We start from the raw sequence: 21064 nt of genomic DNA, 5'->3' as shown, positions 1-21064 counted from the left end.
AGCTAAGCCACTATAAAACAGTTATAATTGTTTAGCTATGACTAGCTGATTTTTCTGTTCTAAACCAATACGAATGTTTATCTACTGTTGTTTCTGCAACTGGTTTTAATACTAGCTTGTAAATAGCTTGCATAGTTCTATCTTTCACAGTAGGTATACCAAGTGGTCTTTTCTTACTAAGAGGATATGGATTATACACATGTTGCCTCAAGTTAATTATTGCCTGAGATTTAATATCAAAGGTATTCAAGATTTCTTTATCTATTCCTGCAGTCCTTTTACTTAGAATTTCAATCACTCTTCTAACAGCAAGAGCTTTACCACTAAAAGAGTAAATCAGTAGCCGTTGCTAAGCTTTAACTTTGCTTCATCTACCTTCCTTTGTTGCTTTTACGATACGTATCTGATAACTTCTAACAATTCTATTACACTTTTTCAAGCTTATACTGTGACAGCTTATATAGTTAAGCCACTATAAAACAGTTATATTATATACTTTTTAAAAATAGTGTTTACATCATAGTAATAGCTAAACTATTATGACTGTTTTATAGTAGTTTAGCTATATTATTGTCAGTATATGTACTAGCTATTTTTGATTCATAATGTCTTGATACATTCAGTGTAAAACTACTTAAGTTATTATAAACGCTAGATTAGGATAAGTGGAAATATGAAATGTTGAGAATAAAAGGTATACAAAGGGAGAATGTTGAGTTATAAAAAAAATTTAAATAAACAAGGAATAACCCAACATGAAAAAATGTATTATAACAGTATACTATTTAATAGACAATTTTTGCAAGATATATCAAGAGTAGGAGAGAAAGAGATTAATACTAAGTAGTATAATCAAATGAACAGAGGTAGGAAGTTGTCCTTAGCTGAGTTATTAACAATAGCGATATATTTTTATGTATCTTCATGCAAGGATTGTAAAAATTATTATCTATATTACTTGAGTTATAAGTATAAAGAATACTTTTGTTTACCAAGTTATAGTAGAATAATATAACTGTTGCCTAGAATGTTGCTGCAACTAGCTGTATTAATGCATTATCTCAAAGGAGATGAGACTGGTATATATTACATACCTTTCATGTTTAAGATGATTTAACTAACAAGAAGAAATAAGTTAGATTAAGAGTTATTATGAGCTTTATACGCTTTATAAAATCTGCCATGTAGTTTGTTCTCGTTCGAGTTGATACATGAATTTAACTGTAGATGTATTAATATTCTTTGTCAATATGACAATAATATCTTGATGTTAATTGCGAAAATATAACGAAATTTATGTCTAATATTTGGCTAGTTGAAGTGCTAATTTTTAATCCAACAACTTGAATTTATAGTTGATAAGCTCAGAGTAACCTTCAGTTGATAACGTCGCTTAAAAATATTTTTTATTTTTACAAAAGTATTTGCTATTAAATAAAAATCATACTTAGACTATAAAGTGATCAGGTTACAGCTTATAAATCAGCATTAACACTAGGTGAGCAAGAAATTATTGAAACTCAAGAGAACTTGTCATATGGATCAAATACTATGCGAGATGGAGTAAATATGAATAATGTTGAGCGTAAAAAGCTTTTAGTTATGCCATCTGAAATTATGAACCTACCAGACCTAACTTGTTATGTAAAGCTTGCTGGTAACTTTCCTATCACAAAACTAACTATGCAGCTACAAAATTTAAATACAGCTTTTGTTTGTGAATATAAATTGCTCAAAAAACTTAAGTTAGTAGAGTATTAATTCGAAAAATTAATACTCTATGTTATTTTTTAAATTAATCACTTCTTCTTTTGACAATCCGGTATTTTCAGAAATAAATTCAACTGAAAAGCCAGCTTTTAATAAGTTCCTTGCAAGCTCTTGTTTAGCCTTTACTTCACCAATCTCTATACCTTCAGCTCTGCCTTCAGCTCTGCCTTCAGCTCTGCCTTTAGTCTCACCAATCTCTATACCTTTAGCTATGCCTTTAGTTTCACCAATCTCTATACCTTCATCAATATATTTTGCAGCAATAGTTCTCATAATATTACTTTTTTCTTCTTCAGATAAATACTTAGCCAGAACCTGCTCTAATTCTGGTTGCTGGCTCTCTAGTAATTTAGTATCAGTATACCATAAAAATGATCGTAGGTAAATATAGCCTTTTTCTTTGTCAAGTATTAAAACATGTTTGAACTTTATTAGAAACTCTTCCCAAAGCTTTAACATATCTCGTTGATGAATGTGCTTTAGCATATATTCGAGCATTCCGATATGCTTTTTCCTAACAATTTCATCATTCGACATACTTTGCAAATCAACTAATTGATAGTCAGAAGTCATTAATTGCTTAGCTATCATTGAATCTGTAAATAAATCCCACAAATTCCTAGGTGCGTTGTAGACTTCTTTGCCGTTGTAGATCACTAAATTATACACTAATGGTAATTTAGTTTTTTCTTTCTTATGCCTTTCGCACAATAACAATGTGTATCTCCATAACCGCAGAGCTGTCCAATAATCGACGGTTGATTGAGCTTCAATTAATATATAAATAAAAGCATTGCCATGTTTTTTGGTGGCAACTCTATAGACGATATCACTGTATTTTTTCTTTAACGATTCTTCTATATAACTCTCTTGCTCTACTTTTATTTGTGATAAATCTATTAAACTCTTGAAATTCATTGGTAAATAATACTCTAGAAATTCTTGTGCAGCCACTGGATCACTCATGATTGTCTTTGCCAATGAATCATGCTTTAATTGTTTTGTCATATTTTTTCACTCTATAGTTTTTTAAATAAAAAATGCTGTGTCATACTCTGCCTAGTGTTTCGGACATAATCCTGGTTGTATATTAGTTTGTATTGATTCAATTTTTTCATTAAGTTTTCTTATTTCAGGGCTGATAATATTTCTAACAGCATATAATCCTTGAGTTTTTAATACATTATTGAAGTCATTTTTGACTGTACAGACTACTGCTTCCTTATCCTCCAGAACTTTTTCAGCTTTTTCAGTATTTACGTCATTTTTAACTGCTAGAATGATCTTTTCTTTTGGGCTAGGATTATAGTTTTGCAAATTTTCGGCTTCAATTGCACATAAGATTTTTCCTTCAACTCCAGCTTGTTGAATGGTTAACGCTGTTTCAATATCCTTTGTAATGATTGTTACAGGTGAGTATTTTGAATTCTGTTGAGCAATTTCAGCAAATGACCCACTAATTGTACCAACAGATTTTTCAGCTACATCAGCTTTATTACATGTTTTTGAATTCAGAGCTAATATCTTAGCTCCAGTAATTTCATCTTTGTCATTTTTAACAAAAATAGTGAGTGCAGGCCAGGATTTTTGAGTCTCTTCATCAAAAACCATATTTGCCCTTAAATTATGAATTATTAAAGATTTTTGAACTATAAATTCCTGTATGGTTTTCTGAATATTTATTAACTACTATTGCTTCCACCTTAGCTTCCTCTTCTTGTTTAAAGTAGTATAGAGATGACGATTTATTATACAATTCTTTAACATTCGTAATATCATTTTGTTTTGCTATACTATTATTTTCTGTTTGAGTAAGTTTGGTTGTTTCAACTGCCTTAGTCAGTTTAGTAATTTCAGGTTCTATAATGTCTCTAATTGACTGCTCTCCACAACTTTGCAACAGATTATTAAAATCACCATTTTCTGGTGGTTTGACTATACAAGTTATCGCTCCCTTCATTTCTAACGTTTTTGCAGCTTTAATTACAGTATTATTAGTTATAGGATTTTTGCTATCATTATCTGCTGCAATGATGATTTTTTCACCAGGAAATGGTGAATAATTTCTCAAATTCGAAATTCCTGCACTAGCAATGATATTACCTTTAATGCCTGATTGCTGCAAGCTCAATGCTGTTTCAGCGCCTTCTGCTATAATTGTTATATTAGGGTCATTCGCATTTCGCTTTGCGATTGTTATGAACGATCCTCTGATTTTACCGAAAGATCTTCTGTTAATTGAAATATTCGCCTTATCTCCTGCCGAATTTAGATATACGGCCTGTACTCCGGTAATTTCTCCTTTTGAATTTCTTGCAAATGCTGTAAATGCTGGATAATTTTCTCTCGTTTGAGTATCAAACAGTATACTTGCTTTTAAGTCTGAACTTGCAGTGCTTTTGTCAAAAGTAATACCACGATTTTCAAGATACTTTTTTACTACTTCTGCATGTGGGTTCTTATCTATATCATAACCATGTATCTTACTTGATAGTTCATACAAGTTTTGAACTTTTGCGATTTTAACACTTTCAGATTGTTGAGTGTATTGTTGAGAATCGTCAGTCTTAGGCGGTCTCTGATACCGTTGACTAATATTAGACATTCCAACCATACTTTTCAAATATTCCTTTGCCTCAAAAAAGCTGTATCCTCTTTCTCTTTGAGCCAGGGATAATAAATCACCCTTTTGTCCTGTACTAAAGTCATACCATTTTCCAGCGTACTTGTCCTCGGTGGTTACTTGTATTTTGCCAGTGTCTCCCCAACGTAATCGTCCGTGTCTAGATAGGCGCTGATTTGGATCTCCAAGAATATCACGAGCTATAGTGTCAGCTCTATAAGCTATTGCATCCCTCAATTTTTGTAGGTCTTCCTCGCTATTTGAATAATAATCGTTTTTTCTATAGTTTTGAGCAGATTGATATTGCCTTACTTCATTTGCTTGAACATCATTATTCTCCTCTTTTGAATTGATAGAGTCTGTCTTAGCTGTGCTAAGCTGCTCTATTAGGTTAGCAACATTTTTTGTAGCTTGCACATTGTAGTACAGCCGTACTTGCTCTGCATTCCCTATCATGCTTATGTTAGAACTTTCTATTCCTACACCATTATTATGAAGAACATATATAGTCATTATTATCTTAGCAGTGCATAATGCAAATTACAAACATCACTGTGAGCTGTTATGTATAGCTCATTTTGTAATTCGCCCTGTGAATGAATAGCTTACATTCAATTTCAAATCTTCAGCACTACCGTCTAACTCCAATTTTTGGAGCTATGTTAGTTTTCACCACTTGTTCAGACTCTGTTTTTACGTTCTGAGTATTAATTAACTTCATGATTTCAGGTATCATAAGCTCCTTAACAGCTACGGCTCCTTTATTTTTTAGCATGTCGTTAAAATCTTCACCTTCTGAATGAATTACGATGCTAGTAATTGCTCCTTTGCTTGTCAGTACTTTTACAGCCTCGTTTATAGTGCTTACATATTCTTTATTTTGTTTATCATTATTTGCAGCTATAAGAATCTTTTCTCCTTGAAATGGCTGATAATACTTTAAATTATTTACATTTGAGCTATATACCATTCTGCTATCAATGCCAGCTTCCTGAAAACTTGATATCGTTTTTCCTTCTGCTGACAGAATGGTTACATCATAATCATACTGTCTTTGTTCTTTGATTTGCATAAACAATGGAGTAGAAATATCTTTGAATGGATATTGCTTTATGCTATTCTCTTGCTGGACTTTTTCTACTTTAGCTTCTTGCTCTGGTTTAACGGTAAAATGATAATATTCTTCATTCACATGAGATCTATCATTGATATCATTGATTATAGACTTAAACCAGTTTTCAACTTTACTAAAAACTTTACTAAAAACAGTTGTCTTTGTCCGTTCTTTCTCCAATATTGAACGCCTATATTCTGTGCCTTGTAGCGTACCATTTGCTTTTAACAAAGATCTAATACTTGAATTAAGAATGTCGACATCTTTATTACGTACTGTAATTACCAATTTTTCATGTGGTTTAAATTTGCTTAGACTCCAGTTGTATATTAACTTACTCATTGAGTCCTGCAACGTATTATCAAACCTAACGCAGTTATTTTGCCTCAGTAAGGTTATACCGCTTAAAATATTACTCTCAGCAAACTCCATTGCTGCTTCTCTGCTCCAGTTTTCACTTTGTCTTCGAATATTTACTAAAACATGTGAACCAAAAATATTACTCAGAATCTCAAACATTCCGCCTCTTTCTATTGAAGCTAGCTGTTTTTCATCTCCAGCAAGTATCAGTTGACAATTATTGTTTCTAACTACTCTAAACAGCTCTGCATAAGCTTTAGTACCTACCATTCCAGCTTCATCTACTACTATTAAGCTGTCTTGCATAAAAATTTTTTTTCGATTATATAAAAATCCTTTTACTGTATAGACCTCTGTATAACCTTTGCTCCTCAGCTCTGATACTGCCTTATGAGTAGGAGCAAGACCAATAACTTTTTGTCCACGATTTGTTGCGAGCTTATGCGCTTTTGCTAAAACATAAGATTTTCCTGTACCAGCTCTTCCTCTCAAGACTCTAACTCCACTAGTGCTAAGCAAAATATGCCTTAGCGCTTGTTTCTGTTCCTCACTAACATTTGCTAGACCTTCGATATCACTTTTAAGATTGTAAATATCGTTGTAATAAACCTGATTATTGATTTTATTAGCTATTCTGATTATTCTCGTCTCCTCATTTCGAACCTCAATTGTCGTAAAATATTTGCTACTTTCACCATCATCATGGTATAACTCTAGTATTCTATTTGAACTAAGCACTTGCTGAACTAACTGTTCTCTTGCTGTTGGATCTGGTATATCTTTTACTGCTTTTTCAACATCCTGCTTAGTAAAAATAGATTTGTAATGTGTTATAGAATCTGTTATTACGTCAGCATCATTAATAATCTTCAAATGAGCCTCTTTACGTAACTCATTTTCATTTAATACTTCATTAATTAAATTCCTAATTCTACGAGGTCCAATATGCTTTCCAGGTACTTCGCTTGTCTCGTCAACTCTATATGGCAAGCCTAATTCAGCGAAATATGCATTAGTTTCTTCTTTTGCTATTTCATGAATCATCTTGTGATCTTTAATAACAACCTTTTTGCCATTAACTGTTATGATTTTTGGGTTTAAATCTACTGCTCTATCTCCTAAACCAGTTCCATCTTTTCTAAATCTTCTCATAGTGAGCAATATATGTGCATGCCAGTTTTTATCTCCTATTTGAGGCTTATGAATGTCTATCTGTACTCCAATACCTTTTTGCACCCATTCCATTTCATCAACTATTTGATGAGTTAGTTCTATTCTATGCTCTAAATTTAGCTCCTCCTCGTCTGGCAATGCTATTACTATATCCTTCAACAACTTACTATTTCCTTTTTTTTCTGTTCGTTCCACCTCATTCATTAATGTTTGAATATTCTTGAATTTTTGATTTACATAATCCGGTATCAGCACTGTATGATATACGTTATCTTTCTTACGAGAGAAGTTATACCTTATACCTGTCTGCTTATTTTTAACAATAGTTCTTGCATTATATGCTGCCTTACGACAACTATCACCTCCTTCACTTCTACGTAAAAATTCAATCCTTGCAAACTGTATAGCCATCTCAATACCAATTCTCACCTGAGTTTTAAGTTAGCATGGTTTTTTTGATTTTGCTAGCATAAACTTCTTTTTTTTTAACATTCAATCGGTTAATGAGTACTCATTTTTTAGCAGTAAACTTTCAAGTTTACGTATTGCGTAAGCTTATTCTTTAATGAAGCTTCTAACCTGAATTCAAGTTTTTTTGACTATAATTATTTGATGTTGGTTTGGTAGGTACGGTTTTTTTCTTTACTGAGATTTTATTTTGATATATTCTTGCCTGATTTTTTTATCTTTTTGAATTACTAACACAGCAAATCTTATGCAGCAAAAAATTACTCTTCAACAAAAAAAGGCTAAGCTAATCATGGATGAGGTTAACCTCAAAATTAAAGAACGTAAAATGCGTACTCGACGTCTTATCGAAATGGGTGGATTAGTTGCTAAAGCTAAGCTTGATCACTTATCAACAAATACTTTATTTGGTGCAATTGTTTCACTAAAAGAAACTTTAACACAACATCCAAATGTTCAGGATCATTGGACTACAATAGGTAAAGATATTTTTGATAAAGAACAGCAAAATAAAGCTGCCGTGATTTTAAAATTTACCTCCTCCGAACCAGACGAAAACACTAAGCGCCACATTCGCCTTCATGGCTTAAAATGGAACAGTTTTCGTCAAGAATGGTGCGGTCATGTTAAGGACATTGAGGCCTTAAAGAATGGCCTTCTCAATGTTCAGTATAGTATAGAACTTGTAGTGTGATATAAAGCATCTAATAGAAGTAGCATACAACACATCAAAAGTAAGATTTTGTGTTGTATATTCATTATTATTTTACACTATTTTTTAAATTTAATACTTCTTGTATTGATAAATCCGTATATTCAGCAATTGTCTCAACTGATAATTCAGATTTCAATAATTTTATTGCAAAATCTTTTTTTGCTTTAGCTTCACCGAGCTTTATTCCTTCAGCTTTACCTTCAGCTTTACCTTCAGCTTTACCTTCAGCTTTACCTTCAGCTTTACCTTCAGCTTTAGCGCGTTCGAGTTTATAATCTTCTACTGCTTTATTATCCCATATACGCTTTAACTCTTGTTCATAGGTTATTAGTTCGTCTTCACTCCAATTAAACTGATCTAATGCCTCATACGCTCTTTTTATTATTAAATCTTCACCTATTATTTTATTATATCCATCTAATGTTGTTTCTTTTGCATGTTTAAAAAAATAGCACCACTTCTCTGTTATATCATTTAACTCTTCCACTCTATTTTTTTTAAATTTTGGTAATTCTATAAAGGTAAATGAAAAGTCCTTTAGATCATGCTCATATGTCTTTTTATCCAATATTACATGCCTTGATATATAGTCTTCTTTATTTGGAAACAATTTATAATCTGCTATAGCTATAAATATAACCTCCTTTAGGTCTGAGTATTTTCCTTCCTTCCCTCTATTTGGTTGCCTACCATATGCTTTTGCGGCATAATACTGAGCTCTTTTTTCAAATCCTTGTGTAGGATCTACTTGCATTTCTATTATATATTGCGCACCGTTTTTATCTTTACACAAAACATCTACTATTGATTCTTTTTTAGACGCTATGTCTGCATCTAATATCGTTCCTAAAAACTCTACTTCTATTATTTTTCTATTCCCTTCAAACAACAATATATCGTTCAGAAAATGTATTAGTATGTCCTTGTTTTTTTCTGATCCAAATATCTTTTTAAATGCTACATCATTCTTTGGATCTAAAAATCTTGATAAATGCATATATTTTTCATATTTTCTATTCTTTTTAAATTATACAATAAAATAACCTACATGAACATTCTCTTATTGAATTTTAATTTCTGCAATTCACTACATTAACCACCTATTAAACTTTAGTTTATTAGGTAGCATACAGCTTACAGTATTTATTTAGCTCTATAGCAATTTCTGGTAATTTAAGATATTCAGCAAGAGGTATAAATTCTTGCTGCGTTTCTAGTATGATTTCTTGTCTTTTTTCATAAGGTTTTATTGATACAGTCTGAATATTATGGAATCGGTCGAAAAGCTTAATTAATAATAGTTCTGTTTTATTTTGTCTATAAAATGTTTGAATCATTTCTCTAGAACTAATTTTTTTATTATCCTTAATCCTGGTGAGATCTGAAACCTGTTCTGCAATATTATGACCAAATTCTTGACCTATTTTTTCTTTAGTTAGTGTTGTGTCTTCGATGGTATCATGTAGTATTGCTGTAATAATCGTATCTGTTTCAAAGCTGTAGTCTGATACCATATAAGCTACTTCTAATGGATGTGTGTAGTATAGTTCTCCTGTATCTCTCTTTTGCTGACCATGATATTTTTGGGCATAAAATATTGCTTTTTCAACTTTATCAAGATCAATTTCAGTATTAAATCTTACGTTGGTTTCAAACAGCTTATTTAGTAAGCTTTCGCTATAAAAGTCTATCATTTTTCATCTCTAAATAATCTTTAATAAATTATACAATAAATTAAACTTTTTATATACTTCAGTCTCAGATAAAAACTGAAAAAGAAGCGAATTAATTTGATTAAAAAAGTTGTACTGGAATATTGCAAGTAATGGTTGTAAACTTGTCTTTTTCGCTTTCTATTTCCATTTCTCCATTAAGTTGATTAATAAGGTAATTTACAAACCATAATCCTGATTCAAGCATTAGCGGATAGTCTCTTACCAACTCAAAATCAGCTAATTTAGCTTTTATATTCCCTAATTTTTCTTTTGAAATACCGCTTCCTGTATCGTGTATTCTAAATTGTAGTATGTTATCGCTTTTTATATAATTTTTTACAGTAAACAAATGAACTGTAATTATAACCTGGCAGCTGTGATTAAATCTAATGACGCTTCCTATTAATTGACTTAATATAGCTTGTAAGTGATCACTATTTCCAATCACAATATCCTTCATTTTGTACTGAAAATTGTAATTGATTTTTATATCTTTCTCTTTTGCAATGTCTTCTAGTCTCCTGACGGCATTTTTTACTAGCTTTTGTATGCTAAATTTTTTTAAACATAAATTTTCATTCTCAATTTCGCTTCTAAGCGTGTAAACTACATCATTACAGTACCCTTGGAGATTTGCTGATCAATTTAATATTGTTTTCAGCTTATCTTTATTTTCTGAATCATTTAACATGATCTCGCTTGCAAGCCTTACAATTTCACTCGTTGCAATATTAAATCTATATTTAATCTCCTGTATTAAATCTGTACAATATTCTTTCAATGATTCAGCTGCCTCGACCTGATACTTCGCTTTTCTTAGCTTTGTTATTATTTCCATATATTCATCGATATTCTCACTCTCTCCATTCACCAACGTAATTGGTATTGGAGGAATTTGTACCATCCATTTGTTAATTGTTTTCTTCTTTTCTTTCATAGCATTCTCCTAAAGAATAATTCAAACTATTGTTGGTACATCAAATGAAAAAGTTACATAATTATTTTGCTCTTTAACTCGTAGATTTCCTTTCATCTGATGTGTAAGATGTTTTATAAATGCCAATCCTTCTCCTAGTTCTTGATACATTACCAAATTCGTATTCTCTAGTTCAGCATTTATTTTTTCTAATTTTTCTTTAGAAGTGCTTAGTTCTATGTTTTGTACTATAAATTGTAATATTTCTGAATTCTGATTGACGTTGACAATAATCTTGCTATTCTTGCTACTATTTATAACCGCACTACCAATTAACTGGCTTATTACTGCTTTTATTCTGAAACTGTCTCCAATCAGAATCGGCTTTATGTCATTTTGAACATTTAGATTTATATTCTCATTCTCAAAATTTTTCCTCATTCTGATAACGGTATTATTTATTAGCGGTTCTATATTAAATGTTTCAATCCTTATATTTGTTGATGCTATGTATTGTCTAAATAAAAAAATCATTCCATTTAGAGAAGCTATTATATTTACTTTTTTTCTGTCGTAGTTATTTACTATTAGCCTAAAATATTGTATCCACTCTATGCAATTTATGCTTACTTGCTCAGATTCCTCTAGCTGAAAGTATAGTTTTTGCATTTCACTATCTATCTGTTTTATTGTTGTGCTATTAATTCCCTCTGTGGATAATTTTTCGGTTAATTTATTGATTTTATTTTGACCTTCGTCTTCAATAGGCATAGAATTCTCCTGCTGTATTAGTTTATATAGCAGCTAGAGATTTAAAAAGTAAATTTCAGGTTTAGCGTATTTAATCTCTAGCCGAATATTATCTAAATCTTGAATCTCAGATAATATCAGGTATACAGTATCATTTAGATTTTTATCAGTACATGACTTTTTGTCATAATTATGAAAAATTTTTCATCTTTTTTAAAGTAGATGCGAAATTGTCGCATTGTTATTTACATCTAAAAAAACAAAATACCTTTCAAAATGAGATATACAATTGATTCTGAGTTATAAAAAAAGACTTTGATAATTTAGTATATTAACTGAAAAAGTTCTGAACTTATCTTATTGCTCTTAATTTAAACATCAGGTTCGAGCACGTCTTTAAAACGACCCATAATATCACAAATATAAAAATCAAGTGCTGTATTAACTAAGTCAAAATCTTTTTTTTCTATCGAATTAAGATCTTCTTTTATTTCAAGCTGCCCTTGAGCCAATAGTAGTTGTTTGATAATTGCTTTTCTCTGTTCAGAATTAATGCAATGATAATACTTAAGTGTGCGGTATAGTAGTTTTTGTTCAAGATAAATTATATTCTTAAAATGTTCTGGTGTAATAAATTCCTGAAAGGGTTTGATCCCTTTATTTATTAGCATATTGCTAGAACATTTTTTGATTGGTATTTCAAGTGCTATGGAATGCATTCGTATAATTTTATACATACAAAAATCAAGAAAGTTTTGACCTTTCTTATTCCAAATAAAATCATTTTCATTTGTTAATTTTAAAATATATTTTTGTTCCTTTCTGGTTAAGGTGTAATTTGGATCAGTTAAATATCCAGTTAAACACTTTTTTTGCTGATCTATTTTTAAATTAGATTTTATCTTTATAAGATGAGTTATTAGAAGTTGTATTAAATTTTTTTGTTCTGTATGACTGTGCAAGTCATTAAAAAAAGCAAACCATTTTTCCTGTGAAACTGAAAAAATTTGTGTTGCTTTATTTTGTTTGCGTAGGTTAAACATTCGATAGAGCAAGTGTTTTGCCGCGCTTAAGACTTGTATATGCATACTTTTACTCTTTAAAACCCCGCATAATATTTAACAATTATATATTTATTATTAATCTTGAGTTATAAATTGAGATAGCCTAAAATAATTAGGCCATTAGCAAATCGTATTTTTAGATTTTTTTTGGTTATTGTTATTCTTATAACTAATAATCATAGCATTACTTTTGCTATTTGAAGTAGTAATTAAAGTATAGCTAGAGATTCATTTGTACCTTTACTAACAGATTCTGAAGTTTTAATGAAATAACCTCTAGCTAAATATTATCTAAATCTTGAATCTCAGATAATATCAGGTATACAATATCATTTAGATTTTTATCAGTACATGATTTTTTGTCATAATTATGAAAAATTTTTCATCTTTTTTAAAGTGAATGCGAAATTATCACATTGTATCTCTAGCTACAAAAATATCATTCAAAAAAGATTTATAAAGAAAGTTCTGTAGCAGTTATTATTACTGGCTTTAAGGCTTATTTTCTGCTATAATTCATAGTAGAGATTTAATTAATCAAAAATTCTTGTGTCAATAGCAATTTCTAATGAACCAAAGCCTTTTCTCCATTGAGTTGGAGGCAAAAGGAGAATTGTTAATAAATTAATAGAGCATCTTCCTTCAGGGCCACACTATAATTACTATGAACCATTCCTTGGAGGTGGGGCTTTATTTTTTCAAGTTAGGCATCTGTTTAAACAATGTTTTTTGTCTGATATTAATCTCGACTTAATTACTAGTTATCACGCTGTAAAAAAGAATCCAAATGAGGTAAATAGATTACTAAATCTATATCACAAAAACCATTCTGAAAACTACTACTATAAAATAAGAGACAATTATTATAGTAATGATCCTAATGATATCACTGCAAAATTTATATATCTTAAAGCTTCATATTTGCTCTAGAATAAATAAATGTAGTAACCTTCTTGCTGGTGTATCAATTTGCGCTATGGATTTTTCGTTTATAGAACCTAAAAAAGGTGACTTCGTTTATCTTGATCCGCCTTACCACCAATCAGGAGAACGATTTTACACTAGAGTTCCATTTGATGAAAAAGAGCAAATTAGACTACGAGATTTTGTTTATGAACTAAACAATAAAGGTGTTAAAATTATGCTTTCAAATAATAACACTGCCTTTATTAGAGACTTATACAAAGACTTCTTCATTACTCATATTGGAGTTACATACTCAATCAATGAACAACGCAATCTCGTTAATGAGCTAATCATTACTAACTATAAAACTTGCTAGTTATTAAATGTGAACCCGCAATCCAAATCGTATATGAATAGGAAGTGGTCTATAGTTAGCCATTGTGCTACATTCAATGTCTAAATATGTATCTCTTGATAAATTTATTGTTGTACCAACTCCGTCTAAATATGTATCTCTTGATAAGTTTATTGTTGTACCAACTCCCAAGTCTATACCAGTACCGCTATCACTATTGAAAGCTGATACTAGGCCACCTGTAACAAAAATTGATGCTTTGTTACCTTCAATTATATTGTAATAATAATTTCCTTGAACAAAGTTATCTCTACAGTTGTGATGACACATAAATCCTAATCTTACATCCATTCTGTGCCGATCTAATCTATAACCAATTCCAGCTTCTAATGTGTCGTAGTTAGTAGCAATACCAGTTGAAAATTTTATATAGAATTGTGAAGTATCAATACTATCTTTGAAAGCATTGAAGTTTACATTATTATTCGCTGTACATATCGATGGTGAAGATAATACAACGAATGCTAATATAACAGCATAACACGGTTGTAAAAGTGATTTCAAAACATTCATATTAACTTCTCTTTATTAGCATTAACATATTAGCTATCTGTTGAAACCTAATACCATGGGACCCATTGTTCCGTTAGAAAGTTGAATACATCTGCATTACCGCTTTTAGCAGCATAATCTATAGTAGTCATGCCGTTATCATCTTTTGCATCAATATCTGCTCCATAATCAATCAAAAGCTGTATAATATCTATGATTTTATTACGAACAGCAATATGTAGTAGTGTTTCTCCTTCATCATATTTTTTATTAATACCAGTAGAATTATGTTTTAGCATAATTGCTAAAGGTTCTATACATCTGCATTCAACAGCATCAGATAAAGGTGTATTACCTTGATTATTTTCGATATTTACATCAGCATTATATTTTAGCAGTAATGCTATATGATCATTGCAATAGATAGGATATTTTTCGAAAAATTCATAATATACTTGAATTGTTTCAACAACAAGATGTAAAGCAGTGTGCCCATCATTATCTTGTGCGTTTACGTTAGCTCCATTGCTTAGTAAAATCTCGGCAATAGGTAGATTCTTATATTTTAAAGCTACAGATAAAGCAGTAGTACCGTTTTTATATTTTGAATTGACAAGTGTAATATCCTTATTAATAAGCTGCTTCACTTTTTTAATGTCACCATCTTGAATAGCGCTATGTAAGGTATACTTAGTCTTAGATTTTAATATCATATATTTAATTCTTTCATTCTCAATTATTTACTACATTTTAACTAGCATGAAGTTTACAATATTCGCTTAAGCGTTTTCCAATCTCTGGTAGTTTAAGGTATTCAGCAAGAGCTATAAATTCTTGCTGAGTTTCAAATATTATTTCTTGCCTTTTGTGAGGAGGTTTGATGAATATAGTTGTAATATTATGGAATCTATCAAAAAGCTTGATCAGTAATAGTTCTGTTTTATTTTGGCTGCGTAATATTTGTATCATTTCCATAGCACTGATTTTCTTATTATCCCTAACTCTGGTAAGGTCTGAAACTTGTTCTGCAATATTAGCACCAAATTCGTACCTTATTCTTTCTTTAGTTAGTTTTGTGTCTTCAAGTGTATCATGTAGTATTGCAGTAATAATTGTATTTGTTTCAAAGCTGTAGTCTGATACCATGTACGCTACTTTCAATGGATGTGTGTAGTAGAGTTCTGTATCTCTCTTTTGCTGGCCATGATATTCTTTAGCGTAAAGTATTGCTCTTTCAACTTTATCAAGATCAATTTTGGTGTTAAATCTTATGTTGGTTCTGAACAGCTTATTTATTAAGCTCTCACTATAAAAATCTATCATTGTCCACCTCTAAATGGTTATTAATAAATTATACCATAATTTAAACTTTTTGTATACTCCAATCCCAGATAAAAACTGGAAAAGAAGCAAATTAAATTATAAATTTTTTGAATTCAGTTATCACGATGCCAAAAACCAATCTTGAGTTGCATATCTCTGGTGTTAATGAGTAAAATTTTGCTGTAATTTTTTTTTGGACAAGCATTTTTTCATTCATATTACCCTTAAGTTTACTTACACTGAACTAATTCAAACGAAAACCCTTGAGCTTCAAAAGCACGCTCTAGAATGGGCTTATAATTTGATTTGATATAGCTATTCGCAAAGCTTGTTAGAGCCTTAATAAATATCTTTTTATTAACATTATCTTCATTTGCAATTTCTAATTCACTAAACCATATTTTATCAATAACTTGCTCATATTTCACCTTATCCTAATCTGGCGTTTAAAGGCCAGTATACTGTTTGATACTCAAACTAGAGAAAATTATCCAGCATTTACAGCATTTGCAAGAAATTCAAAAGGAAAAATTACCGGAGTACAGGCCGTATATCTAAAATTTGGCAGGAGATAAGGCGAATATTTCAATTAACAGAAGATCTTTCGGTAAAATCAGTGGATCGTTCATAACAATCACAAAACGAAATGCGAATGACCCTAATATAACAATTATATCAGAAGGCGCTGAAACAGCATTGAGCTTGCAGCAAGCAGGTATTAAAGGTAATATCATTGCTAGTGCCGGAATTTCGAATTTGACAAATTATTCACCATTTCCTGGTGAATAATTCATCATTGCAGCAGATAATGATAGCAAAAATTCTATAACTAATAATACTGTTAATACTGTAATTAAAGCTGCAAAAACGTTAGAAATGAAGGGAGCGATAACTTGTATAGTCAAACCACCAGAAAATGGTGATTTTAATAATCTGCTACAAACTTGTGGAGACAAGTCAATTAGAGACATTAGACCTCTTTTGAAACTGGTTAAGGTAGTTCAAAATTATAAATGCCAGAGATCAAATTAAATCTAAGAGAGAATCTTTTACGTCTATTTCGATATTTGTCAGCAATAATTTTGAACCGTTTTAGCATACCAATAACGTTTTCACTCACAACTCTTTTTCCTGTCAGTCTAAGATTATTCTTTTTATCATTTCTAGTTAAAGGATTTTTCTTGCTTTTTTTCTTTGGTAATTCAGAATTATTGTGAATTTTTTGTATGCCTTGATATCCTGTATCAGTAATCACTTTTACCTTAGGATGGATAAGAATTTTGGATTTCTTAAATAATCTAAAGTCATGTTTTTTACCGTTAGAAAAATCTGTACATATTACTTGGCGCGTTTTCTTATCTACCACTATTTGAGTTTTTAGTGTATGCCTTTTCTTCTTTCCTGAATAATAGAATTTTTGTTTTTTTTAGGTCTTTCTATAGGAGTCTCAGTAGCATCAATCAAGACTACTTCATAATTCATATCACTCTTCATTATAGCTTTACGACCTGGAAGAGCAAAGTTTGGGTGTTTAACTAGGGTGTCTTCTACCCATTTTACAGCTTTATATGCTGAACTTTCACTAATTCCATAGTTTTGACCTATATGGAAATAAGTACGGTATTCTCTAAGGTATTCTAACACCATCAGCAACTGTTCCTCCAAATTGAGCTTATTTTTACGTCCACCTTTTAATTTCTTAAGACCATCAGCTTTCCTCAAAATATCCACCATCTTTGAAAATGTCCTCTTCCTTACTCCTGTTAATCGACGAAATTTTTCATCCTTTAACTCTTTAATCTGATCTAATTTCATTATTACTTCAAATTAGATTTTTATAACACCATTCTACATCATTCTCTAGTTTCGAAAGAAGTCTATTATAGAACCTGAAATTACTAAACTTACTAAAGCAGTTGAAGCAACTAAACTTACTCAAACAGAAAATAGTAGTATAGAAAAACAAAATAATATTACGAATGTTAAAGAATTGTATAATAAATCATCATCTCTATACTACTCAAAACAAAAAGAGGAGGCAAAACTGGAAGCGATAGTTGTGAATAAATATTCAGAAAACCATACAGAAATTTATAGTTCAAAAATCTTTAACAATTCTAATTTAAGGGCAAATATGGTTTTTGATGAAGAGACTCAAAAATCCTGGCCTGCACTCACTATTTTTGTTAAAAATGATAAAGGTGAAATTACTGGAGCTAAGATATTAGCTCTGAATTCAAAAACATGTAATAAAGCTGATATTCCAGAAAAATCTGTTGGTACAATTAGTGGCTCATTTGCTGAAATTGCTCAACAAAATTCAAAATATTCACCTGTAACAATTATTACAAAAGATATTGAAACAGCGTTAACCATTAGGCAAGCTGGAGTCGAAGGCAAAATCTTATGTGCAATTGAAGCCGAAAATTTGCAAAACTATAATCCTGGCCCAAAAGAAAAGATCATTCTAGCAGTTAAAAATGACGTAAATACTGAAAAAGCTGAAAAAGTTCTAGAGGATAAGGAAGCAGTAGCCTGCACAATCAAAAATGACTTCAATAATGTATTAAAAACTCAAGGATTATATGCTGTTAGAAATATTATCAGCCCTGAAATAAGAAAACTTAATGAAAAAATTGAATCAATACAAACTAATATACAACAAAGATTATGTCTGAAACACTAGGCAGAGTATGACACAGCATTTTTTATTTAAAAAACTATAGAGTGAAAAAATATGACAAAAAAATTAAAGCATGATTCATTGGCAAAGACAATTATGAGCGATCCAGTGGCTGCACAAGAATTTCTGGAGTATTATTTACCAACGGATTTCAAGAGTTTAATAGATTTATCACAAATAAAAGTAGAGCAAGAGAGTTATATAGAAGAATCGTTAAAGAAAGAATACAGCGATATCGTCTATAAAGTTGCAACCAAAAAACATGGCAATGCTTTTATTTATATATTAATTGAAGCTCAATCAACCGTTGATTATTGGACAGCTCTGCGGTTATGGAGATACACATTGTTATTGTGCGAAAGGCATAAGAAAGAAAAAACTAAATTGCCATTAGTGTATAATTTAGTGATCTACAACGACAAAGAGGTCTACAACGCACCTAGGAATTTGTGGGATTTATTTACAGATTCAATGATAGCTAAGCAATTAATGACCTCCGACTATCAATTAGTCGATTTGCAAAGTATGTCGAATGATGAAAATGACTATACATTTTCGAGCGTTGGATTGTCAAGCGCTATACGCTGAGCTTGATTAAATTGCTCCTTTAATTCCTCGATTCTATGATCATGGGCCAAATTTATCAACTTAGAACTAGATTCATCAAGCTCATGACCATGTTTATCATTGTACCATAAAAACCATGTTGGCAAAGAGTTAGCAGTAGCTAATTCCATCGACAAGTAACCAAATAGCACTATTATTACCGATAAGTGTATTGCATTCATTGATCTCAATCCTAAGGAACTCCACTATCATAGTTCATCCACCATTGATCTTCAGCATTTACTATTTCTGCAGTATCTTTTTTTGAAACAGGTAAAAGATAATCTTCAATATTTTTTATATGATTTTTAAAAAATTTTCTCATTTCTTCTTTAGTAATCACATGGCTAGGGCGTATAATGGCTTGTTGCCAAATAGAATGCAAATGTGTTAAGTCACGTAAATAAGATGCTGTATGTTCACCATAAGAAGAATATATTTTATAAATTAACTCTTTTTGTTGATTAGTATAAATACTGAAATCTATTTCTCCTGGAGCAGGAATTGCATTAGCTTCAAAGCCGCCAAATATCGAATGTAAATGCCGTACTACAGGTCCATTTTCCCAAGCTTCAATATCTTCTTTAAAAAGATGCTTATCAAATAAAGCTAGATGCACTCCTTGGGTAAAATACACTAATTTTTGCAGTTTCAATTGAGTTATTATATCTCCTGCCTCTCTATTAACCAATACAAGAAAATAGCTAGCAACATCAAAACAACTCAATAACTCACCATTTTGTTGTATAGTCATGATTTTATTATTATATCTTATGACTATTTTATAACAATTTGTATCACAAATAAATCATGATAATGCCTTATAATACCTGCTTATTACAGATATCATTTAAAAATCAAGATTACTTTTTAATACCTGCAATTTCTTGTCTAAGTATATTTATTAACTGGTATAACGTTCCATTATTAGGGTCATATTTAATAGCTAGATTACAACTTTCTATTGCTTTTTGATATTGTCCTAATTCATATAAACAAACTCCTTTATTACAATAAGCATCTGCATCATTAGGTTTATATTTAATAGCTAAATCATAATTTTCTATTGCTTCTTGAAATTGTCCTAATTTACCTAAACAAAATCCTTTATTATAATAAGCATCTGCATCATTAGGTTTATATTTAATAGCTAAATCATAATTTTCTATTGCTTCTTGAAATTGTCCTAATTTACCTAAACAAAATCCTTTATTATAATAAGCATCTGCCAAATCTGGTTTATACCTAATAGCTAAATCATAATTTTTTATTGCTTTCTGAAATTGTCCTAATTTATCTAAACAAAATCCTTTATTAACATAAGCTTTTGCATAATCAGGTTTATACTTAATAGCTAAATCATAATTTTTTATTGCTTTCTGAAATTGTCCTAATTTATCTAAACAAAATCCTTTATTAAGATAAGCTTCTGCCAAATTATGTTTGTACTTAATAGCTAAATTATAATTTTTTATTGCTTCTTTATATCGTTCTAATTTACCTAAACAAAATCCTTTATTAACATAAGCTTTTGCATAATCAGGTTTATACTTAATAGCTAAATCAAAATTTTTCATTGCTTCTTGATATTTGTTTAACTCAAGAAATAAAATTCCAACATTAAAATGTTTTGCTGCTAATATAGCTTTATCATGAATTAATTTCTGTTGTACAGGTTGATTATTGTTTCGTTTTGCTGCAACTGTTGTATTTAACAGTGTTAATAATAAAACAGCTGTTATATATTTCATATATTTCATATGATTATTAATTACCCTTTAAATTTTTGATTAGCTACTGAACACCAAATAATTACTGAATTAGAGGTATTGTAATTATTCTTTCTTTTATATTTTTTTCAGTCTCATCAATAATACTATCAGAAATTCTATTAATATTCTTTATTTTTTTATTATTACAACCAGTTATAACAAATTATGTTGCATTAAATACGTGTGATTTTCTATAGGT

21 protein-coding genes and 7 pseudogenes are annotated in these 21064 nt (G+C 30.4%); 8 read left to right on the top strand and 20 right to left on the bottom strand.

What is annotated here, in order from left to right:
- Window positions 1-31: 31 nt before the first annotated feature.
- Complete coding sequence (locus tag DK405_RS00800; RefSeq protein ID WP_269459353.1) at window positions 32-337, bottom strand: RNA-dependent RNA polymerase family protein; 306 nt, start codon at window positions 335-337, stop codon at window positions 32-34.
- A 418-nt stretch (window positions 338-755) separates the two neighbouring features.
- On the opposite strand from DK405_RS00800, the pseudogene DK405_RS15990 reads away from it, so the two are divergent.
- Both DK405_RS15990 and DK405_RS00790 read left to right on the top strand, forming a co-directional pair.
- A pseudogene (locus DK405_RS15990) lies at window positions 756-1093 on the top strand (IS982 family transposase); the annotation flags it as partial.
- 377 nt (window positions 1094-1470) lie between these two features.
- A pseudogene (locus DK405_RS00790) lies at window positions 1471-1761 on the top strand (type IV secretion system DNA-binding domain-containing protein); the annotation flags it as partial.
- Between the two features lie 9 nt (window positions 1762-1770).
- Here DK405_RS00790 and DK405_RS00785 read toward each other — a convergent pair.
- The 5 genes and pseudogenes from DK405_RS00785 to DK405_RS15980 form a co-directional block, all read right to left on the bottom strand.
- Window positions 1771-2778: an Rpn family recombination-promoting nuclease/putative transposase gene (locus DK405_RS00785; protein ID WP_064613225.1), complete on the bottom strand. Its 1008-nt coding sequence runs from the start codon at window positions 2776-2778 to the stop codon at window positions 1771-1773.
- Window positions 2779-2829: 51 nt separating this feature from the next.
- Window positions 2830-3381: a hypothetical protein gene (locus tag DK405_RS15560; protein ID WP_064613227.1), complete on the bottom strand. Its 552-nt coding sequence runs from the start codon at window positions 3379-3381 to the stop codon at window positions 2830-2832.
- 13 nt (window positions 3382-3394) lie between these two features.
- Window positions 3395-4906 (bottom strand): toprim domain-containing protein, encoded by a 1512-nt coding sequence (locus DK405_RS15555; protein WP_410522025.1) that lies wholly within the window; start codon window positions 4904-4906, stop codon window positions 3395-3397.
- Window positions 4907-5024: 118 nt separating this feature from the next.
- A pseudogene (locus DK405_RS15985) lies at window positions 5025-5687 on the bottom strand (conjugal transfer protein TraA); the annotation flags it as partial.
- A 243-nt stretch (window positions 5688-5930) separates the two neighbouring features.
- A pseudogene (locus tag DK405_RS15980) lies at window positions 5931-7451 on the bottom strand (AAA family ATPase); the annotation flags it as partial.
- A 304-nt stretch (window positions 7452-7755) separates the two neighbouring features.
- Between DK405_RS15980 and DK405_RS00770 the strand changes: the two are divergent.
- Window positions 7756-8202, top strand: a complete 447-nt coding sequence (locus DK405_RS00770; protein ID WP_109510540.1) for a conjugal transfer protein TraD — start codon at window positions 7756-7758, stop codon at window positions 8200-8202.
- A gap of 67 nt (window positions 8203-8269) precedes the next feature.
- Here the strand turns inward: DK405_RS00770 and DK405_RS00765 are convergent, their stop codons facing one another.
- From DK405_RS00765 to DK405_RS00745, 6 genes are all read right to left on the bottom strand, one after another.
- Window positions 8270-9220, bottom strand: a complete 951-nt coding sequence (locus DK405_RS00765) for an Rpn family recombination-promoting nuclease/putative transposase (protein ID WP_109510539.1) — start codon at window positions 9218-9220, stop codon at window positions 8270-8272.
- A 121-nt stretch (window positions 9221-9341) separates the two neighbouring features.
- Window positions 9342-9917 carry an HD domain-containing protein gene (locus DK405_RS00760; protein ID WP_109510538.1) on the bottom strand — a complete coding sequence of 192 codons (576 nt, stop codon included), beginning with the start codon at window positions 9915-9917 and terminating at the stop codon, window positions 9342-9344.
- 100 nt (window positions 9918-10017) lie between these two features.
- On the bottom strand, window positions 10018-10398 hold the full coding sequence (locus tag DK405_RS13530) for an ATP-binding protein (protein WP_231967538.1): 381 nt from the start codon (window positions 10396-10398) through the stop codon (window positions 10018-10020).
- A 180-nt stretch (window positions 10399-10578) separates the two neighbouring features.
- Window positions 10579-10875: a hypothetical protein gene (locus DK405_RS13525; protein ID WP_231967537.1), complete on the bottom strand. Its 297-nt coding sequence runs from the start codon at window positions 10873-10875 to the stop codon at window positions 10579-10581.
- Between the two features lie 21 nt (window positions 10876-10896).
- The gene (locus DK405_RS13520; protein ID WP_109510537.1) at window positions 10897-11625 is read right to left on the bottom strand and encodes a sensor histidine kinase; all 729 of its coding nucleotides are present in this window, start codon (window positions 11623-11625) and stop codon (window positions 10897-10899) included.
- Window positions 11626-11975: 350 nt separating this feature from the next.
- Window positions 11976-12692, bottom strand: a complete 717-nt coding sequence (locus DK405_RS00745; protein WP_064612944.1) for a hypothetical protein — start codon at window positions 12690-12692, stop codon at window positions 11976-11978.
- A 525-nt stretch (window positions 12693-13217) separates the two neighbouring features.
- Here DK405_RS00745 and DK405_RS00740 point away from each other — a divergent pair.
- Window positions 13218-13950 (top strand): annotated as a pseudogene (locus DK405_RS00740) (DNA adenine methylase).
- A 3-nt stretch (window positions 13951-13953) separates the two neighbouring features.
- Here the strand turns inward: DK405_RS00740 and DK405_RS00735 are convergent.
- The 3 genes from DK405_RS00735 to DK405_RS00725 are packed head-to-tail and all read right to left on the bottom strand — an operon-like array spanning window position 13954 to window position 15804.
- Window positions 13954-14502 carry a hypothetical protein gene (locus tag DK405_RS00735; RefSeq protein ID WP_109510536.1) on the bottom strand — a complete coding sequence of 183 codons (549 nt, stop codon included), beginning with the start codon at window positions 14500-14502 and terminating at the stop codon, window positions 13954-13956.
- Between the two features lie 47 nt (window positions 14503-14549).
- Entirely contained in the window at window positions 14550-15194 is a 645-nt protein-coding gene (locus tag DK405_RS00730; protein ID WP_064612562.1) for an ankyrin repeat domain-containing protein, read from the bottom strand.
- A 37-nt stretch (window positions 15195-15231) separates the two neighbouring features.
- Window positions 15232-15804 (bottom strand): HD domain-containing protein, encoded by a 573-nt coding sequence (locus DK405_RS00725; protein WP_064612564.1) that lies wholly within the window; start codon window positions 15802-15804, stop codon window positions 15232-15234.
- 413 nt (window positions 15805-16217) lie between these two features.
- On the opposite strand from DK405_RS00725, the gene DK405_RS12675 reads away from it, so the two are divergent.
- Both DK405_RS12675 and DK405_RS13515 read left to right on the top strand, forming a co-directional pair.
- Window positions 16218-16379, top strand: a complete 162-nt coding sequence (locus DK405_RS12675; RefSeq protein WP_162562996.1) for a hypothetical protein — start codon at window positions 16218-16220, stop codon at window positions 16377-16379.
- Window positions 16366-16593: a hypothetical protein gene (locus DK405_RS13515; RefSeq protein ID WP_064612567.1), complete on the top strand. Its 228-nt coding sequence runs from the start codon at window positions 16366-16368 to the stop codon at window positions 16591-16593. Before DK405_RS12675 ends, DK405_RS13515 begins: the two co-directional genes overlap by 14 nt.
- On the opposite strand, the gene DK405_RS13510 is transcribed toward DK405_RS13515, so the two are convergent.
- The gene (locus DK405_RS13510) at window positions 16569-16775 is read right to left on the bottom strand and encodes a hypothetical protein (RefSeq protein ID WP_064612569.1); all 207 of its coding nucleotides are present in this window, start codon (window positions 16773-16775) and stop codon (window positions 16569-16571) included. The genes DK405_RS13515 and DK405_RS13510 overlap by 25 nt on opposite strands.
- 20 nt (window positions 16776-16795) lie before the next feature.
- Window positions 16796-17619, bottom strand: a protein-coding gene (locus DK405_RS00710; protein ID WP_109510535.1) for an IS5 family transposase whose coding sequence is annotated in 2 segments (ribosomal slippage) — window positions 16796-17232 and window positions 17232-17619 — 825 coding nt in all. Because the reading frame shifts where the segments join, the coding sequence is not laid out codon by codon here.
- Window positions 17620-17677: 58 nt separating this feature from the next.
- Here DK405_RS00710 and DK405_RS00705 point away from each other — a divergent pair.
- A pseudogene (locus tag DK405_RS00705) lies at window positions 17678-18490 on the top strand (toprim domain-containing protein); the annotation flags it as partial.
- 51 nt (window positions 18491-18541) lie between these two features.
- A pseudogene (locus DK405_RS00700) lies at window positions 18542-19027 on the top strand (Rpn family recombination-promoting nuclease/putative transposase); the annotation flags it as partial.
- Window positions 19028-19032: 5 nt separating this feature from the next.
- Here the strand turns inward: DK405_RS00700 and DK405_RS00695 are convergent.
- The 3 genes from DK405_RS00695 to DK405_RS00685 form a co-directional block, all read right to left on the bottom strand.
- Window positions 19033-19284, bottom strand: coding sequence for a conjugal transfer protein TraF (locus DK405_RS00695; RefSeq protein ID WP_231967535.1), 252 nt, complete (start codon window positions 19282-19284; stop codon window positions 19033-19035).
- 2 nt (window positions 19285-19286) lie between these two features.
- Window positions 19287-19847 (bottom strand): Panacea domain-containing protein, encoded by a 561-nt coding sequence (locus tag DK405_RS00690; RefSeq protein ID WP_064612575.1) that lies wholly within the window; start codon window positions 19845-19847, stop codon window positions 19287-19289.
- A 109-nt stretch (window positions 19848-19956) separates the two neighbouring features.
- Window positions 19957-20853, bottom strand: coding sequence for a tetratricopeptide repeat protein (locus DK405_RS00685; RefSeq protein WP_064612577.1), 897 nt, complete (start codon window positions 20851-20853; stop codon window positions 19957-19959).
- Window positions 20854-21064 lie beyond the last annotated feature (211 nt).

The organism is Orientia tsutsugamushi (assembly GCF_900327275.1).
In the GTDB taxonomy this organism is placed as follows: Bacteria; Pseudomonadota; Alphaproteobacteria; order Rickettsiales; family Rickettsiaceae; genus Orientia; species Orientia tsutsugamushi.
Note: the sequence above shows the minus strand (reverse complement) of the source record. Positions and strands in the feature narration are given on the sequence as shown.

What these genes read in the sequence shown, in the direction of transcription:
- DK405_RS00725 (WP_064612564.1), bottom strand. Translation starts at nt 15,804, where the DNA reads ATGATAGATTTTTATAGTGAGAGCTTAATAAATAAGCTGTTCAGAACC.
- DK405_RS00770 (WP_109510540.1), top strand. Translation starts at nt 7,756, where the DNA reads ATGCAGCAAAAAATTACTCTTCAACAAAAAAAGGCTAAGCTAATCATG.
- DK405_RS13525 (WP_231967537.1), bottom strand. Translation starts at nt 10,875, where the DNA reads ATGAAAGAAAAGAAGAAAACAATTAACAAATGGATGGTACAAATTCCT.
- DK405_RS00785 (WP_064613225.1), bottom strand. Translation starts at nt 2,778, where the DNA reads ATGACAAAACAATTAAAGCATGATTCATTGGCAAAGACAATCATGAGT.
- DK405_RS00690 (WP_064612575.1), bottom strand. Translation starts at nt 19,847, where the DNA reads ATGACTATACAACAAAATGGTGAGTTATTGAGTTGTTTTGATGTTGCT.
- DK405_RS13520 (WP_109510537.1), bottom strand. Translation starts at nt 11,625, where the DNA reads ATGCCTATTGAAGACGAAGGTCAAAATAAAATCAATAAATTAACCGAA.
- DK405_RS13530 (WP_231967538.1), bottom strand. Translation starts at nt 10,398, where the DNA reads ATGAAGGATATTGTGATTGGAAATAGTGATCACTTACAAGCTATATTA.
- DK405_RS00735 (WP_109510536.1), bottom strand. Translation starts at nt 14,502, where the DNA reads ATGAATGTTTTGAAATCACTTTTACAACCGTGTTATGCTGTTATATTA.
- DK405_RS00745 (WP_064612944.1), bottom strand. Translation starts at nt 12,692, where the DNA reads ATGCATATACAAGTCTTAAGCGCGGCAAAACACTTGCTCTATCGAATG.
- DK405_RS13510 (WP_064612569.1), bottom strand. Translation starts at nt 16,775, where the DNA reads ATGTCTCTAATTGACTTGTCTCCACAAGTTTGTAGCAGATTATTAAAA.
- DK405_RS00760 (WP_109510538.1), bottom strand. Translation starts at nt 9,917, where the DNA reads ATGATAGACTTTTATAGCGAAAGCTTACTAAATAAGCTGTTTGAAACC.
- DK405_RS00730 (WP_064612562.1), bottom strand. Translation starts at nt 15,194, where the DNA reads ATGATATTAAAATCTAAGACTAAGTATACCTTACATAGCGCTATTCAA.
- DK405_RS15560 (WP_064613227.1), bottom strand. Translation starts at nt 3,381, where the DNA reads ATGGTTTTTGATGAAGAGACTCAAAAATCCTGGCCTGCACTCACTATT.
- DK405_RS00765 (WP_109510539.1), bottom strand. Translation starts at nt 9,220, where the DNA reads ATGCATTTATCAAGATTTTTAGATCCAAAGAATGATGTAGCATTTAAA.
- DK405_RS15555 (WP_410522025.1), bottom strand. Translation starts at nt 4,906, where the DNA reads ATGACTATATATGTTCTTCATAATAATGGTGTAGGAATAGAAAGTTCT.
- DK405_RS00685 (WP_064612577.1), bottom strand. Translation starts at nt 20,853, where the DNA reads ATGAAATATATGAAATATATAACAGCTGTTTTATTATTAACACTGTTA.